Origin of the sequence: Bradyrhizobium sp. WSM1417, from assembly GCF_000515415.1 — a bacterium.
Lineage (GTDB): Bacteria > Pseudomonadota > Alphaproteobacteria > Rhizobiales > Xanthobacteraceae > Bradyrhizobium.
The window spans coordinates 1160620-1175946 of the sequence record NZ_KI911783.1 but is presented as its reverse complement, the minus strand read 5'-3'; the positions used below and the strand labels follow the sequence as shown (position 1 = coordinate 1175946).

The window sequence follows — 15327 nt, the reverse complement described above, 5'->3', positions numbered from 1 at the left end:
TCAGCCTCCCTTGACGGCCTTCACGATCTTCTGCGCGGCGTCGTCGAGATTGTCGGCCGGCACCACGTTCAGGCCGGATTCACGGATGATCTTCTTGCCCAGCTCGACATTGGTGCCTTCGAGGCGAACCACCAGCGGCACGCTGAGGCCGACTTCACGCACGGCGGCCGTGACGCCCTCGGCGATCACGTCGCACTTCATGATGCCGCCGAAGATGTTGACCAGGATGCCCTTCACGTTGGGATCGGCGGTGATGATCTTGAAGGCGGCCGCGACCTTTTCCTTGCTGGCGCTGCCGCCGACGTCGAGGAAGTTGGCCGGCGCCATGCCGTAGAGCTTGATGATGTCCATCGTCGCCATCGCGAGGCCGGCGCCGTTGACCATGCAGCCGATGTTGCCGTCGAGGGTGACGTAGTTGAGGTCGTATTTCGACGCCTCGATTTCTTTGGCGTCTTCCTCGGTCTCGTCGCGCAGCGCGAGCACCTCGGGGTGACGAAACAGCGCGTTGTCGTCGAACGACACCTTGGCGTCGAGCACGCGGAGCTGGCCCTGCTTGGTCACGACCAGCGGGTTGATCTCCAGCATCGACATGTCCTTGGCGACGAACGCCGCGTAGAGCTGCGCGGTGAGCTTCTCGGCCTGCTTGGCGAGATCGCCGGAGAGCTTCAGCGCATTCGCGACGGTGCGGCCGTGATGGCCCATGATACCGGTCGCGGGATCGATCGAGAAGGTCACGATCTTCTCAGGGCTGTTGTGCGCGACGTCCTCGATGTTGACGCCGCCCTCGGTCGACACCACGAAGGAGACGCGCGAGGTCTCGCGATCGACCAGGATCGAGAGGTAGAATTCCTTGTCGATGTCGGAGCCGTCCTCGATGTAGAGGCGGTTGACCTGCTTGCCGGCGGGACCGGTCTGGATGGTGACGAGCGTGGCGCCGAGCATCTGCTTGGCGAATTCGGCAACCTCCGCGGCCGACTTGGCGATGCGGACGCCGCCCTTGTCGCCGGCGGAGGCTTCCTTGAACTTGCCCTTGCCGCGGCCGCCGGCGTGGATCTGGCTCTTCACGACCCAGACCGGGCCCGGGAGTGCCTTTGCCGCCGCGTCCGCATCGGCCGCCTTCAGGACCGGAACGCCCTTGGAGATCGCGACACCGAACTCGTTCAGCAGCGCTTTGGCCTGATACTCATGGATATTCATATGGTCGCTCCCTGAACCCGCGGGCGGTGACCTCGTAGGCCCACCTCAGTCTTGTGGCTGGCATACCATATACCACAAGAACTGCAACCCGGATTCTCTGACATCTATCTCTGGACTTGGGGACCAGGACCCGCCCCAACCTTAAACAAGGTTTGGCGGACCCCGGAAATGAAACCGCCGAAGACCGGGTTTCGGTCTTCGGCGGGGATATTGGGTTTAGCGGCCCAGAAGATCGGGTGCGATCTTCTTGCAGGCGTCAACCAGACCCTGCACCGCGCCGACCGACTTGTCGAAGGCTTCGCGGTCCTTGCCGACGAGCTCGATCTCGACGACGCGCTCGACGCCCTTGGAGCCGATCACGACGGGCACGCCGACATACATGTCCTTCACGCCGTATTCGCCGTTCAGGTAGGCGGCCGAGGCCAGCACGCGCTTCTTGTCACGCAGATAGCTCTCGGCCATCGCGATCGCGGAAGCCGCCGGCGCGTAGAAGGCCGAGCCGGTCTTGAGCAGGTTGACGATCTCGGCGCCGCCGTTGCGGGTGCGGTCGACGATCTCGTCGAGGCGCGCCTGCGAGGTCCAGCCCATCTTGACGAGATCGGGCAACGGGATGCCGGCGACGGTGGAGTATTTTACCAGCGGCACCATGGTGTCGCCATGGCCGCCCAGCACGAAGGCGGTGACGTCTTCGACCGAAACGTTGAACTCGTCGGCCAGGAAGTAGCGGAAGCGCGACGAATCCAGCACGCCGGCCATGCCGACGACCTTCTTGTGCGGCAGGCCGCTAGCCTTCTGCAGCGCCCAGACCATCGCGTCGAGCGGGTTGGTGATGCAGATGACGAAGGCGTCGGGGGCGTATTTCTTGATGCCGGCGCCGACCTGTTCCATGACCTTGAGGTTGATGGAGAGGAGGTCGTCGCGGCTCATGCCGGGCTTGCGCGGCACGCCGGCGGTGACGATGCAGACCTTTGCGTTGTCGAGCGCCTCGTAGGAGTTGGCGCCGGTGTAGTGCGCGTCAAAGCCGTCGACCGGCGAGGACTGCGCGATGTCGAGCGCCTTGCCCTGCGGCACGCCCTCGGCGATGTCGAACATCACCACGTCGCCCAGCTCTTTCAGGCCGATGAGATGAGCCAGCGTTCCGCCGATCTGACCGGAGCCAATCAAAGCAATCTTGTCGCGCGCCATGTGAGCCTGTCCTTTAGACACGTAAGGAGGGGAAAACTGAGACGGGTGGTTATCCCTTTCGCCTCCCCCGTTCAAGTCACGGGTTGCCCAATTGTCGGGCTTGCCGCGTATTCAAGCGCAACCTCGTCATTCCGGGGCTTGGGAAGCGCCGAGCCCGGAATGACAGCGCTGGCAAATAGGACTAAATAGGACTTAAGTCTCCGCCAGACCCTTTAGGTCTCAACCAAACCTTTGGTCGATCCGCTGGCGGTGGAATCCTTGCGGCCGTGGGGCAGCGCCAGATACGATTCCGAGCTCATTTCGATCAGGCGCGAGGCGGTGCGCTTGAACTCGTTGGCCTCGTTGCCCTCGTTGGCAAGATAGAGCGAGATCGGGTTGGCATCGGCCGAGGCCATCAGCTTCACGGCATTGTCATAGAGCGTGTCGATCAGCGTGATGAAACGCTTGGCGGCGTTGCGCTGGGAGATGTCCATCACTGGAATATGGTCGACCAGGATGGTGTGATAATCGTGCGCCAGCCTGAGATAGTCGGATGCCCCGAGCGGCTTCTCACAGAGATCGGCGAACGCGAAGCGCGCCACGCCGTGGGCCGAGCACGGCACGTGCAGGATGCGGCCCTTGATCGAAATATCGCGCGATTTGCATTTGGCGCCGCCTGACATCTTCGACCAGGCGCGGTCGAGCGCGGCGTCCGCCTCGGTGTCTGCCGGCGTCAGCCACATCGGCACGCCTTGAAGCTTTTCCAGCCGGAAGTCGGTGCGCGCCTCGAGCCGCAGCACGTCCATGTGGTCGGTGATCTGCCTGATGAAGGGCAGGAACAGCGAACGGTTCAGACCGCCCTTGTAGAGGTCGTCAGGCGCGACGTTGGAGGTCGCGACCACGACGGTGCCGAGCTCCAGCAGTTTTGCGAACAGGCGGCCGAGGATCATCGCGTCTGCAATGTCGGTGACGTGGAATTCGTCGAAGCAGAGCAGCCAGCTCTCCTCGAAGATCGCATGCGCGGTCAGCGCGATGACGTCGCCGTCGGCGATCTCGCCGCGCGCGATGTCTTGGCGATAATCGTAGATGCGCTCGTGCACATCGGCCATGAATTCGTGGAAATGCGCGCGCCGCTTGTGCTCGACGGTCGAGTGCTGGAAGAACAGATCCATCAGCATGGTCTTGCCGCGGCCGACCTCGCCATGGACGTAGAGCCCGTGCGGCGCCTCGTCCTTGTCGCTGCTGAAGAGGCGGCTGAGCAGGCCCTGCTTGCGCGCCGGCTTGTAATCGGCGAGCCGCTGGTCGAGCGCTGCATAGGCGTCGGCGATTTCGGCCTGGGCAGCGTCGGGCTCGATCGCGCCGGACGCGATCTGGGCCTGATAGGCCTCGCGGAATGAGGAACTGGGGGTCGAGAGCATGCTCTTTACCGCCAGAGATGAGCGGAAATTGCAAGCCGTGAATTGGTGCGGGGCGCTATGCGTTCCGTGTCCCGGTCGCGCTGCGTAGCGTTTGGGGCACGAGAGCTTCGCTACTCACACAGCTCGTAGGCGTCCTCGACCACATAGGGCCCGCCGCCGGTGGAGGCGCGGGACGAGAACAGCACGAAGCGTTCGGCCGTGAAGGCCTTGCTAGGAAAATAGCCGCGCAGCGAGAGATAATCGGCTACGTCACGGTCGGTGGCGTCGTGCAGCCGGGCCAGCGTGACATGCGGGATGAACTTGCGGCCTTCCGGGTCGAGGCCGATCCGCTGCATCAGGCGCTCGAGCTCGGCCTGCAATTCCATCAGCGGCTTGCTCGGCACGATGGTGGCCACCACCGCGCGCGGCTTGCGTCCGCCGAAACTCTGCAAACCCTGCACCTTCACCTCGAACGGCTTGCGATCGACGCGAAACAGCATCGAGGCGATTTCGTTGGCGGACATGCCGTCGATATTGCCGATGAAGCGCAGTGTGACGTGGTAATTTTCGGGATCGATCCAGCGGGCGCCGGGAAGGCCGCCCCGCAAATTGGAAAGCGACTGGCCAATCTCGGCCGGAATTTCCAGACCAGTGAACAAACGCGGCATCGTTTCGCACTCCCGATGCTTGGGCATGATCCGAGGGCAAGATCCCAAGGTCATATCCAAATTTTAGAGCCGGCGACGAATCACCGGTACCTTAATTCCTATCGCAGTTGTGTGACTCTGCGAAGCATCGCGCGCCTCACCCCGGTAAAACCCTGGGAATTACGGTCGGCGCTGCCTGCTTTTCAACGCCGCTGCCCAGCGATCGTGCCAATGAATGCCTCAACCGTGGGCAAGATATTCCTGACGATGATGTCGACGCCGGCCGCGGTCGGATGAATGCCGTCGGCCTGGTTGAGCTTGGCATCGGCCGCGACACCCTCAAGAAAAAACGGATAGAGCGGCACGCCGAATTTTTTCGCCAGATCCGGATAAATCGAATTAAAGCGTGCGGCATAATCCGCGCCGTAATTCGGCGGCGCCAGCATGCCGCACAGCATCACCGCGATCTTGCGCGCCTTGAGGCGCTGGACGATCTCGGTCAGCGCGGTGCGCGTCAAATCGGGATCGATGCCGCGCAGCGCATCGTTGGCGCCGAGCTCGATGATCACACCGTCGGTTCCGTCGGGGACCGACCAGTCGAGCCGGTCACGCCCTCCCGAGGAGGTGTCGCCGGAGACCCCGGCATTGGTCATATCGACCTCTATGCCTTTGTCTTGCAAGGCTTTTTGAAGCTTTGCGGGGAACGCTTGCTGGGCCGGGAGGCCGAGGCCGGCGCTCAGGGAATCGCCGAGAACCACCAGCTTGATCGGATTCGCCGCCTCGGCCCATGCCGGAGCCCACGCCGGATTTGCGACCGTCATCAAAGCGAGCATCAACACGGCTATGTGCATGAACAATCCGTAACGCCTCTCGACCGCGCGTGCGGAGTTGCCATATGACCGGACCATGGACACTCGCATCTCTTCCTCTTCGCTCGCCGACAGTTCGGCGGACACCATCGCCATCTCCAACGTCAATCTGTCATTGGGTACGGGCGCGGCACGCGTTCACATTCTCAAGGATATCAGCTTGCGCGTCGGCCGGAGCGAAACGATCGGCCTGATCGGCCCGTCAGGCTCGGGCAAATCCACGCTGCTGATGGTGATGGCGGGGCTGGAGCGTCCTGATAGCGGAGAGGTGGTGGTCAGCGGCACGCCTTTCAATGCCCTCGACGAGGACGCGCTGGCCCGCTTCCGCGGCCGCCAGGTCGGCATCGTCTTCCAGTCCTTCCATCTGATCCCGACCATGACCGCGCTGGAGAACGTCGCGGTGCCGCTCGAGCTTGCGGGCAATCCCGACGCCGCAAAGCGCGCGGCGCAAGAGCTTCATTCGGTCGGGCTCGGCGACCGTCTGCATCATTATCCGACGCAGCTCTCCGGCGGCGAGCAGCAGCGCGTCGCGCTGGCCCGCGCGCTGGCACCCGATCCCGCGATCCTCGTTGCCGACGAGCCGACCGGCAATCTCGACGAAGCCACGGGACAACAGATCGTCGACCTCCTGTTCAGCAAGCATGCCGAGCGCGGCATGACGCTGGTGCTGGTCACGCACGATTCCTCGCTCGCGCATCGCTGTGATCGCGTGATCCGCCTGCGCTCGGGCCGGATCGACACCCAGTCGGCGCCGGCATGAGCATCGCTGCCGAACCGTTCGCGAAGCCCAACGGCGTCGCGCTGTCGCTGCGCTATGCGTTGCGCGAATTGCGCGGCGGCCTGCGCGGCTTCTACGTCTTCATCGCCTGCATCGCGCTCGGCGTGATGGCGATCGCCGGTGTCGGCTCGGTCTCGGCGAGCCTGAGCGACGGCCTCGCCCGCGAGGGCCGCACGCTGCTCGGCGGCGACGTGTCATTCGTCCTGTTTCAGCGCGAGGCGAAGCCGGAGGAAGTCGCCTTCCTGCGTTCGCGCGGTACCGTCTCGAGCGCCGCCACACTGCGCGGCATGGCGCGCTCGGCCGAGGGCAAGCTGGCGCTGGTCGAGATGAAGGCGGTCGACGACACCTATCCGATGCTCGGCCAATTGACGCTGGCGCCGCCGCTGCCGATGTCCGACCTGCTGGCGGAGCGCGACGGCGCGTTCGGCGCGGCCGCCGATCCGACGCTGCTGGCGCGGCTGTCGCTCAAGACCGGCGATCGCGTCACAGTCGGGGCTGCGACGTTCCAGATCCGCAGCGCCGTCGAAGCCGAGCCCGACAAGCTCGCCGGCGGCATCGGCTTCGGCCCGCGCTTCCTGATCAGCGAGGCGGGCCTTCGCGCTACAGGCCTGATCCAGCCCGGCAGCCTGGTGCGCTGGGTCTATCGGGTGAAGCTGCCGGAGATCGCCAACGATGAGCGCGCCACCGACGCCTTCATCGCGGACGCCCGCAACGCCGCGCCGCAGGCCGGCTGGGAGGTCCGCAGCCGCTCCAATGCCTCGCCGCAGCTCGAGCGCAACATCAACCGCTTCACGCAGTTCCTGACGCTGGTCGGCCTCGCCGCGCTGCTGGTCGGCGGCGTCGGTGTCGCCAATGCCGTCAAGGCCCATATCGACCACAAGCTCGAGGTGATCGCGGCCTTCAAGGCCGTCGGCGCCACCGGGCGCGACGTGTTCGGCATCTATCTCGCCCAGGTGCTCCTGCTCGCCGCGATCGGGTCGCTGATCGGGCTCGCGCTCGGCGCCGCCATGCCGTTTGCGATCGTCGGCCTGCTCGGCAAGCTGCTGCCGCTGCCGGTGGTGCCGGCGGTGCATGCCGACGAACTCGCGCTGTCGTTCGTCTACGGGCTGCTCACGGCGCTTGCCTTCGGCCTGTGGCCGCTCGGGCGGGTGCACGACGTGCCGGTGGCCGCCCTGTTCCGCGACACCATCAGCTCCGAATGGCATCGGCCACGCTGGAGCTATCTCGTCTTCATGGCTGTCGTGATCGCGCTGCTGATCGCGGTGGTGATTGGCCTCTCCTTCGACAAGCGCATCGCCGCGGTGTTCGTGGCCTCCTCTGTCATCGTGTTCGCGCTGCTGCGCGGCATCGCCGCCCTGCTGATGACGATCGCACGACGGCTGCCGCGCACGCGCTGGCCGATGCTGCGACTTGCGATTGCCAACATCCACCGGCCGGGCGCGCTGACGCCCTCGGTCGTGCTGTCGCTGGGCCTCGGGCTCGCCGTGCTCGTCACCATCACCCAGATCGACGGCAATCTGCGCCGGCAGTTCCTGGCGGCACTGCCCGAGCACGCGCCATCGTTCTTCTTCATCGACATTCCGAGCACGCAAGCCGAGCAGTTCGACTCATATCTGCGCCAGATCGCCCCTGGCGCGACGGTCGATGACGTACCGATGCTGCGCGGGCGCATCGTCGGAGCCCGTGGCGTCCGCGCCGAAGAGCTCAAGCCCAGCACCGATTCCGAGTGGGTGCTGCAGAGCGACCGTGGCCTGACCTATACCGCCGAGTTGCCGAAAGGCTCCAAGGTGGTCGAGGGCGAGTGGTGGAGCGCCGATTATTCCGGCCCGCCACTGGTTTCGATGGAGAAGAAGATTGCGGACGGACTTGGCCTCAAGCTCGGCGACGAGGTCGTGGTCAATATCCTCGGCCGCGACATCCCCGCGAAGATCAGCAATCTGCGCAGCATCGACTGGCAGGGCCTCGGTATCAATTTCGTCCTCGTGTTTTCGCCGAACGCATTCAAGGGCGCCCCGCATACCCACATCGCGACGCTGACGGAAGCCGGCGGCGATGCGGCCGGCGACGGCAAGATCATCAAGGAGGTCGCTGACGCCTATCCGATGGTGACGAGCGTACGCGTGCGGGAGGTGATGGAGACGGTCGGCTCGGTCGTGACCAACCTTGCGCTGGCGATCCGGGGCGCCAGCGCGGTGACTCTGATCTCGGCGATTCTGGTGCTGGGCGGTGCGCTCGCCGCCGGCCATCGCCACCGGGTCTACGATGCGGTGATCCTCAAGACCCTGGGCGCGACCCGGCTGCGGCTGCTCGGCGCCTATGCCCTCGAATACCTCCTGATCGGGCTTGCCACCGCAATGTTCGGCGTTTTCGCCGGCAGCGTCGCGGCCTGGATGATCGTGACCCGGCTGATGACCCTCACTTTCGTCTGGCAGGGCGGCAGCGCAGCCGGCGTGGTCGCGGCTGCCTTGGTCGTCACGGTCGGCCTGGGTCTCGCCGGCACGCTGCTGGCGTTGAACAAAAAGCCCGCCACGGTGTTGCGGAATTTGTGACAAATGGTAGCGGGCGGCTGCGCGGGAGCGGAATCGCACGATTCCAGCGATTAACCACGTCCGCTCGCCAGGATTGCAGGGAAGGGCGACATTCAGCCGCGCGTGGACGGTTGCAGCGGATGTGTTAGTTTCCCACATATCGAGTGGGTTCGGAGTCCCGATTGTTAGCCAAAATTTAGTCGGCAGACATCGGTATCCGAGATAGAATTTGACGAACCGGCGGCATGGCGACCCTCATGCCGGACCGGACCAACCAACGGGAATTCGACCATGTCGGACCTAGACCGCAATTACGCTTCTCCTTTCGGCAGGGCCGCCGGGCGTGTTGACGCCGCGACGGTCGATGCCGGCCTGCGCGCCTACATGCTGCGCATCTACAACTACATGAGCATCGGCCTGGCCATCACAGGCCTTGCCGCGCTCGGCGTCTACATGGCCGCCGTGACGGATGTTCCGACCCCGGAAGCCGTCCGCGTCGGCAAGCTGTTCCTGACGCCGTTCGGCTACGCGATGTTCGTCAGCCCCCTGAAGTGGCTGTTCATGCTCGCGCCGCTCGCCATGGTGTTCGTGATCTCGGCGGGCATCAACCGTCTCGCTCCCTCGACCGCCCAGATCCTGTTCTGGGTTTTCGCGGCGCTGATGGGCGTCTCGCTGTCCTCGATCTTCCTGGTGTTCACGCACACCTCGATCGTGCGGGTGTTCTTCATCACCGCGGCGACCTTCGGCGCGCTCAGCCTCTACGGCTACACCACCAAGCGTGACATGAGCGGAATGGGTTCGTTCCTGTTCATGGGCCTGATCGGCATCGTCATCGCGAGCCTGGTGAACCTGTTCCTGGCGAGCTCGGTGCTGCAGTTCGTCGTGTCGGTGGTCGGCGTGCTGGTGTTCGCGGGCCTCACCGCCTGGGACACCCAGCGGCTGAAGAACGACTACATCTACGGCTACGCCTCGGCCGGCGGTGACATCGCAGAGCGTGCAGCCATCACCGGCGCGCTGTCGCTGTACCTGAACTTCATCAACCTGTTCACGCTGCTTCTGCAGCTCCTCGGCCAGCGCGACTAAGCGTCAGACCAGAGCGAACGACACCAGCCCCGGCCGAAAGGCCGGGGTTTTTGTTTGGGCGTGATGTTCCCTCAACCACCGTCATTGCGAGAGCTCTTGCGACGAAGCAATCCAGAGCCCCTCCACGGACGCATTTCTGGATTGCTTCGCTTCGCTCGCAATGACGACGTGCGGAGGCCGTTCGCCTCTTCCAGCCGTCCCGGGAAGGCTCTAATCTTGCCCCATGTCCGCACCCGATATCAGGCCCACCACTGAGGCCGACCTTCCCGCCATCACCGCCATCTACCAACAGGCTGTCCGCGAGGGCACCGCAACGTTCGAGCTGGAGCCGCCCGACCTCGCCGAGATGACGCGCCGCTACCGTACGCTGATCGACGGCGGCTATCCCTATTTCGTCGCCATCCTCGACGGACGCGTCGCCGGCTACGCCTATGCCGGCGCTTACCGGCCGCGGCCGGCCTACCGCTTCACGGTCGAGAACTCGATCTATCTCGATCCGTCCTTCCACCGCCGCGGCATCGGGGCTCTCCTGCTGGAGCGGCTGATCGTCGAATGCGAGGCGCGCGGCTTCCGGCAGATGATCGCCGTGATCGGCGATTCCGCCAATGCCGGCTCGATCGGCGTGCACACCAGGGCCGGCTTCAAGATGATCGGCACGCATCCCAGCGTCGGGCTGAAATTCGGCCGCTGGCTCGACACGGTGATGATGCAGCGGGATCTTGGTGAGGGCGCGACTACGGTGCCGGAGAAGTAAAGCTTCCTCAAACCACCGCCAGCTTACGATCGATCACCAGGAGCACGCGCTCCAGCTCGTGGCCGCGGCGCAGGATCAGACCCGTCGCCGAGATCACGCTGTACATGCCTTGCTTGCGCGCGAGGCGCGGATCCTTCTCGATACGATAGATCGGCACTTCCGAGGCGCGGCGAAAGACCGAGAACACGGCGCGATCCCTGAGGAAGTCGATGGCATAGTCGCGCCATTCGCCGTCAGCAACCATCCGGCCGTAGAGATTGAGAATACGGTGCAGCTCGAGCCGGTTGAACGTCACCCGGCTCAGTTGCGCATTCGAAGCGGCGGGGCGCGCCGCCGCGCGCTGTTCGCTCGGATCGGCATCCTCCGACAGACTCATAGGCGCCTCCTGTCGCATCAGCATGACCGCGTCCGCGAAGACCGCCCCCGGAACCGCGGATCATGACGGTTGCATGATCGCGCCAACTGTTCCCCACCGCAAGGGCCCTTGAAAGGCCCTTGGACTGAAGCACATCCGCCCACACGCAGCGGTGGAACTCTGTCGCGGCAAACCGTCACGGGATCGTTAGCAGGAATCATAGTGTCGCCGCTTTTCCGCCAAGCGACTGCCGCCCTGCATTGCGAAAAGACTTGTGTGCGTTGACCCGGTCCTTTCGGTTCCGGATTCCTCAGCCCCCAGCCCCCCGGGGCCGTCAGGATCGGGTCTGTTCGCACGACAAGGAGGGCCAACGCGAGTTGGTCCTTTTTTGTTTGTATCGGTTTTGTTTGTGCCGGGATGTTTCTGCTTCGACGGACTTCTTCCTCATCAGCGAGAACACTCCCTCCCCTCATCCTGAGGAGCCGCGAAGCGGCGTCTCGAAGGATCGAGGCCGAGCTGCCTCAGCAGGGCCTCATGGTTCGAGACGCGCGCAAGAGCGCGCTCCTCACCATGAGGGGTTGATAGTGTGCTTGAATCGGAAGATTCGAAGTGTGCGCGTTAATGCAGCGACGTGTACGCCGCGCCCAGCATCGGGCCCGGCTTTTCCCGGCTGCCGTCCTGGACATAGACCACAGCACCGTCGACGCCGTCGCGCGTGAGGTTCTCGATCGGCACCGTCCAGCTTTCCGGACGGCCGGTCCAGTCGCCGACCTTGAGCAGGTTGCGCACCACGTTGTGATAGATGACCTGCTGTCCGCGATTTTCTCCGCGGCTGATCGCGATCGGAACCGACTTCGCAATCGAGCAGATCCAGACCTCGCCGTGGGACGCCGTCGGCTCCTTGCTCGCGGCCACCGAGACGTTGATCTGCTTGCCCGCGAGCGACATCGTCACCGGTACGCTCATCACACCAGTGCCCGTGTCGGTTTTGCCGATCGCGCTTTCGATGCCGGTGCGGTCGCTGCCGACGACATGCGTGGAGCCGTTGACCACGACCTGCGGCGTGTAGACTTCGCGGTCGCCGCGCATGCGCGAATAGGCACGCTGCCGTGCAGAGAAGCGCGAATCGGCCAATGTGTCCTTCCAGCCGAGATAGTCCCAATAGTCGATCGGCATGCTCAGCGCGATAATCGAGGGATCGCGGGCGAGGTCGCCGATGATCTTGTCGGCCGGCGGGCAGGAGGAGCAGCCCTGCGAGGTAAACAATTCGACAACGGCGCGGGGATCAGCCTCGGCAGGGCGAATGACGGCGACGATCGCACAGAGACCAAGTGCACCCGACCAGAGGGCGCCGGACCAGCTTGAAACCAGATGAGAAGCCGTCATTGTTGTCATGTCGAACGCCGCACACCGTTGCTCGTGAGAGGGAAATCTTACCGCCGGATGGTCACCGTAGTCTTACGGGCCTCGCACTTTCGTCCGCCAAAGTAACCGTCCAAACCGTGAGGTTCTCCGCCGGGCGGGCCCATCTGAAGCCTGCCGCAAACGCGTGAAGGCGGCCTTGTGATAGGCCGCCTTCGTGTAACCTACTACTCACTTCGCAGTGAGCCACCGTTCACAAATCCGCGCTTACGCCGCAAGCTTGCGCAGCACGTAGTGCAGGATGCCGCCGTTGCGGTAGTATTCGAGCTCGTCCAGCGTATCGATGCGGCAGAGCAGCGAAACGCGCTGCAGCGAACCGTCGCCGGAGACGATCTCCGCGGTCAGTTTCTGGCGCGGCTTGAGCTCGCCGACGAGGCCGCGCAGCGTGACCTTCTCGTCGCCCTTCAGACCGAGCGACGACCAGGAGGTGCCGTCCTCGAAGGTCAGCGGCAGCACGCCCATGCCGACCAGGTTGGAGCGATGGATGCGCTCGAAGCTCTGGCAAATCACGGCGCGCACGCCGAGCAGACGCGTGCCCTTCGCGGCCCAGTCGCGCGAGGAGCCGTTGCCGTATTCGGCGCCGGCGAACACCACCAGCGGCACCTGCTCCTGCTGGTACTTCATCGCGGCGTCGTAGATCGACATCTGCTCGCCGTCGGGCCAGTGCTTTGTCAGACCGCCCTCAGGGATATTTCCATCCGAGCCCTTGAGCATAAAATTCTTGATGCGGATATTGGCGAAGGTGCCGCGCATCATGACTTCGTGGTTGCCGCGCCGGGTGCCGTACTGGTTGAAGTCGGCCGGACGCACCTGGTGCTCGCTGAGATATTTGCCGGCGGGCGAGGTGAGCTTGATCGAACCGGCCGGCGAGATGTGGTCGGTGGTGATCTTGTCGCCGAACATGGCAAGGATGCGGGCCTCGACGATGTCGGTGACCGGCTCCGGCTCCTTCTTCATGCCTTCGAAATAGGGCGGGTTCTGCACATAGGTCGAGCTCATGTTCCAGCGATAGGTCTCGCTCTCGACGGTCTTGATCTTGCGCCAGTTGGTGTCGCCCTTGAACACGTCGGCATACTTCTTCTTGAAGATCGACGCGGTCACGAACTTCTTCATGAAGGCGTTGATCTCCTTCGTCGTCGGCCAGATGTCCTTCAGGTACACCGGCTTGCCGTCCTTGCCTTCGCCGAGCGGCTCGATGGCGAGGTTCTTGGTGACGGTGCCCGCGAGCGCGTGGGCGACCACGAGCGGCGGCGAGGCGAGATAGTTCGCCTGCACGTCCGGCGAGACGCGGCCTTCGAAGTTGCGGTTGCCGGAGAGCACGGCGGCCGCGACGATGCCGTTGTCGTTGATCGACTTCGAGATCTCCTCGGGCAGCGGACCGGAATTGCCGATGCAGGTGGTGCAGCCGAAGCCGACCAGGTTGAAGCCGACCTTGTCGAGATCGGCCTGCAGACCGGAATCGGCGAGATAGGCCGCCACCACCTGGCTGCCCGGGGCGAGCGAGGTCTTCACCCACGGCTTTGCCTTGAGGCCCTTCGCGGCGGCGTTGCGCGCCAGCAGACCGGCGCCGATCAGCACGCTCGGGTTCGAGGTGTTGGTGCAGGAGGTGATCGCGGCGATCACGACGTCGCCATGGCCGATGTCGAACTTCTTGCCGTCAACGGCGAAGCGCTTGCCCGGCTCCTCGGCCTTCTTGTATTCGCTGGCGAGCGCGAGCGAGAAGCCCTCGGCCACGGACGGCAGCGCAATGCGGCCTTCCGGGCGCTTCGGACCGGCCATCGAGGGCACGACGTCGCCGAGGTCGAGCGTCAGTGTCTCCGTGAACACCGGATCGGGCGACTTGGCGGTGCGGAACAGCCCTTGCGCCTTCGCATAGGCCTGCACCAGCGCGACGCGCGCCGAGGCGCGGCCGGAGGTCTTGAGATAATCGAGCGCGGCGGCATCGACCGGGAAGAAGCCGCAGGTCGCGCCATATTCAGGCGCCATGTTGGCGATCGTCGCCTTGTCGGCGACCGAGAGATGATCGAGGCCGGGGCCGAAGAACTCGACGAACTTGCCGACGACGCCGAGCTTGCGCAGCATCTGCGTCACGGTCAGCACGAGGTCGGTCGCGGTGACGCCTTCCTTCATCGCGCCCTTCAGCTTGAAGCCGACGACGTTGGGCAGCAGCATCGACAGCGGCTGGCCGAGCATGCAGGCTTCGGCCTCGATGCCGCCGACGCCCCAGCCGAGCACGGCGAGACCGTTGACCATGGTGGTGTGGGAATCGGTGCCGACCAGCGAGTCGGGATAGGCGACCTCGAAGGTGCCGGTCTTCTTGCCGACCGTCATCTTCTCCTTCTTGGTCCAGACCGTCTGGGAGAGATATTCGAGATTGACCTGGTGGCAGATGCCGGTGCCGGGCGGCACGACGGAGAAGTTCGAGAACGCCTTCTGGCCCCATTTCAGGAACTCGTAGCGCTCCTGGTTCTGCTTGTATTCCTCGGTGACGTTCTTGCCGAAGGCCTTGTTGTCACCGAAGAAGTTCACGATCACGGAGTGGTCGATGACGAGGTCGACCGGCACCAGCGGATTGATCTTCTCGGCATCGCCGCCGAGCTTCTGCATCGCGTTGCGCATTGCGGCGAGATCGACCACGGCGGGAACGCCGGTGAAGTCCTGCATCAGCACGCGCGCCGGGCGGAAGGCGATCTCATGCTCCAGCGACTTCTTGCGCAGCCATTTCGACACCGCGACGATGTCTTCCTTCTTGACCGAGCGGCCGTCCTCGTTGCGGAGCAGGTTCTCGAGCAGGACCTTCATCGAATAGGGGAGTTTCGAAATTCCCTTCAGACCATTCTTCTCGGCTGTGGGCAGGCTGTAATAGACATAGGTCTTGGCGCCGACCTTGAGGGTCTTTTTGCATTTGAAGCTGTCGAGCGAGGTCATGTAGGAAATCCCAATTGTCAGTTATACCCGGCAGGGTATTTTAACACCGTCAGCGTAGGCAGGCTGAGTCGCTTGCAGGGGCAGGTTGAGTTGCTGCATCAAGTAGTTCCGGGCTTATAGAAGCTTTCTAACCGCGCCGCCACAGCCACAAACGTGCCGCGGCAATCCGCGAGCCAAAAATTCCCCTACGCTACCCCAAGTTTTC

At 64.1% G+C, this 15327-nt stretch carries 12 protein-coding genes; 4 read left to right on the top strand and 8 right to left on the bottom strand.

Annotated elements, in window-relative coordinates; all coding sequences use genetic code 11:
• From sucC to BRA1417_RS0105725, 5 genes are all read right to left on the bottom strand, one after another.
• Positions 1 to 1197: an ADP-forming succinate--CoA ligase subunit beta gene (sucC, locus tag BRA1417_RS0105745; RefSeq protein WP_027514998.1), complete on the bottom strand. Its 1197-nt coding sequence runs from the start codon at positions 1195 to 1197 to the stop codon at positions 1 to 3.
• 216 nt (positions 1198 to 1413) lie between these two features.
• On the bottom strand, positions 1414 to 2382 hold the full coding sequence (gene mdh / locus BRA1417_RS0105740; RefSeq protein ID WP_007598869.1) for a malate dehydrogenase: 969 nt from the start codon (positions 2380 to 2382) through the stop codon (positions 1414 to 1416).
• 212 nt (positions 2383 to 2594) lie between these two features.
• Entirely contained in the window at positions 2595 to 3779 is a 1185-nt protein-coding gene (gene zapE / locus BRA1417_RS0105735) for a cell division protein ZapE (RefSeq protein ID WP_027514997.1), read from the bottom strand.
• Positions 3780 to 3889: 110 nt separating this feature from the next.
• Positions 3890 to 4426: an RNA 2',3'-cyclic phosphodiesterase gene (gene thpR, locus BRA1417_RS0105730; RefSeq protein ID WP_007598862.1), complete on the bottom strand. Its 537-nt coding sequence runs from the start codon at positions 4424 to 4426 to the stop codon at positions 3890 to 3892.
• 182 nt (positions 4427 to 4608) lie between these two features.
• Positions 4609 to 5256: an arylesterase gene (locus BRA1417_RS0105725; RefSeq protein ID WP_027514996.1), complete on the bottom strand. Its 648-nt coding sequence runs from the start codon at positions 5254 to 5256 to the stop codon at positions 4609 to 4611.
• A gap of 55 nt (positions 5257 to 5311) precedes the next feature.
• Here BRA1417_RS0105725 and BRA1417_RS0105720 point away from each other — a divergent pair, with 55 nt between their 5' ends.
• The 4 genes from BRA1417_RS0105720 (at position 5312) to BRA1417_RS0105705 (ending at position 10417) form a co-directional block, all read left to right on the top strand.
• A complete protein-coding gene (locus BRA1417_RS0105720) occupies positions 5312 to 6034 on the top strand; it encodes an ABC transporter ATP-binding protein (protein WP_027514995.1) in 723 nt (240 codons plus the stop codon).
• A complete protein-coding gene (locus BRA1417_RS0105715) occupies positions 6031 to 8601 on the top strand; it encodes an ABC transporter permease (protein ID WP_027514994.1) in 2571 nt (856 codons plus the stop codon). Before BRA1417_RS0105720 ends, BRA1417_RS0105715 begins: the two co-directional genes overlap by 4 nt.
• A gap of 270 nt (positions 8602 to 8871) precedes the next feature.
• Entirely contained in the window at positions 8872 to 9663 is a 792-nt protein-coding gene (locus BRA1417_RS0105710) for a Bax inhibitor-1/YccA family protein (RefSeq protein ID WP_007598855.1), read from the top strand.
• A gap of 223 nt (positions 9664 to 9886) precedes the next feature.
• Positions 9887 to 10417 (top strand): GNAT family N-acetyltransferase, encoded by a 531-nt coding sequence (locus tag BRA1417_RS0105705; RefSeq protein ID WP_027514993.1) that lies wholly within the window; start codon positions 9887 to 9889, stop codon positions 10415 to 10417.
• Positions 10418 to 10424: 7 nt separating this feature from the next.
• Here BRA1417_RS0105705 and BRA1417_RS0105700 read toward each other — a convergent pair whose 3' ends face one another.
• The 3 genes from BRA1417_RS0105700 to acnA form a co-directional block, all read right to left on the bottom strand.
• Positions 10425 to 10793: a DUF2794 domain-containing protein gene (locus BRA1417_RS0105700; protein WP_007598853.1), complete on the bottom strand. Its 369-nt coding sequence runs from the start codon at positions 10791 to 10793 to the stop codon at positions 10425 to 10427.
• A gap of 597 nt (positions 10794 to 11390) precedes the next feature.
• Positions 11391 to 12167, bottom strand: coding sequence for a thioredoxin family protein (locus BRA1417_RS0105695; RefSeq protein WP_027514992.1), 777 nt, complete (start codon positions 12165 to 12167; stop codon positions 11391 to 11393).
• Between the two features lie 234 nt (positions 12168 to 12401).
• On the bottom strand, positions 12402 to 15122 hold the full coding sequence (gene acnA, locus BRA1417_RS0105690; RefSeq protein ID WP_027514991.1) for an aconitate hydratase AcnA: 2721 nt from the start codon (positions 15120 to 15122) through the stop codon (positions 12402 to 12404).
• Positions 15123 to 15327 lie beyond the last annotated feature (205 nt).

Excerpts from the sequence above, each read along its gene's own strand:
- zapE (WP_027514997.1), bottom strand. The coding sequence starts at position 3,779 with ATGCTCTCGACCCCCAGTTCCTCATTCCGCGAGGCCTATCAGGCCCAG.
- BRA1417_RS0105705 (WP_027514993.1), top strand. The coding sequence starts at position 9,887 with ATGTCCGCACCCGATATCAGGCCCACCACTGAGGCCGACCTTCCCGCC.
- BRA1417_RS0105715 (WP_027514994.1), top strand. The coding sequence starts at position 6,031 with ATGAGCATCGCTGCCGAACCGTTCGCGAAGCCCAACGGCGTCGCGCTG.
- BRA1417_RS0105720 (WP_027514995.1), top strand. The coding sequence starts at position 5,312 with ATGGACACTCGCATCTCTTCCTCTTCGCTCGCCGACAGTTCGGCGGAC.
- BRA1417_RS0105700 (WP_007598853.1), bottom strand. The coding sequence starts at position 10,793 with ATGAGTCTGTCGGAGGATGCCGATCCGAGCGAACAGCGCGCGGCGGCG.
- acnA (WP_027514991.1), bottom strand. The coding sequence starts at position 15,122 with ATGACCTCGCTCGACAGCTTCAAATGCAAAAAGACCCTCAAGGTCGGC.
- thpR (WP_007598862.1), bottom strand. The coding sequence starts at position 4,426 with ATGCCGCGTTTGTTCACTGGTCTGGAAATTCCGGCCGAGATTGGCCAG.
- mdh (WP_007598869.1), bottom strand. The coding sequence starts at position 2,382 with ATGGCGCGCGACAAGATTGCTTTGATTGGCTCCGGTCAGATCGGCGGA.
- BRA1417_RS0105710 (WP_007598855.1), top strand. The coding sequence starts at position 8,872 with ATGTCGGACCTAGACCGCAATTACGCTTCTCCTTTCGGCAGGGCCGCC.
- sucC (WP_027514998.1), bottom strand. The coding sequence starts at position 1,197 with ATGAATATCCATGAGTATCAGGCCAAAGCGCTGCTGAACGAGTTCGGT.
- BRA1417_RS0105725 (WP_027514996.1), bottom strand. The coding sequence starts at position 5,256 with ATGCACATAGCCGTGTTGATGCTCGCTTTGATGACGGTCGCAAATCCG.
- BRA1417_RS0105695 (WP_027514992.1), bottom strand. The coding sequence starts at position 12,167 with ATGACAACAATGACGGCTTCTCATCTGGTTTCAAGCTGGTCCGGCGCC.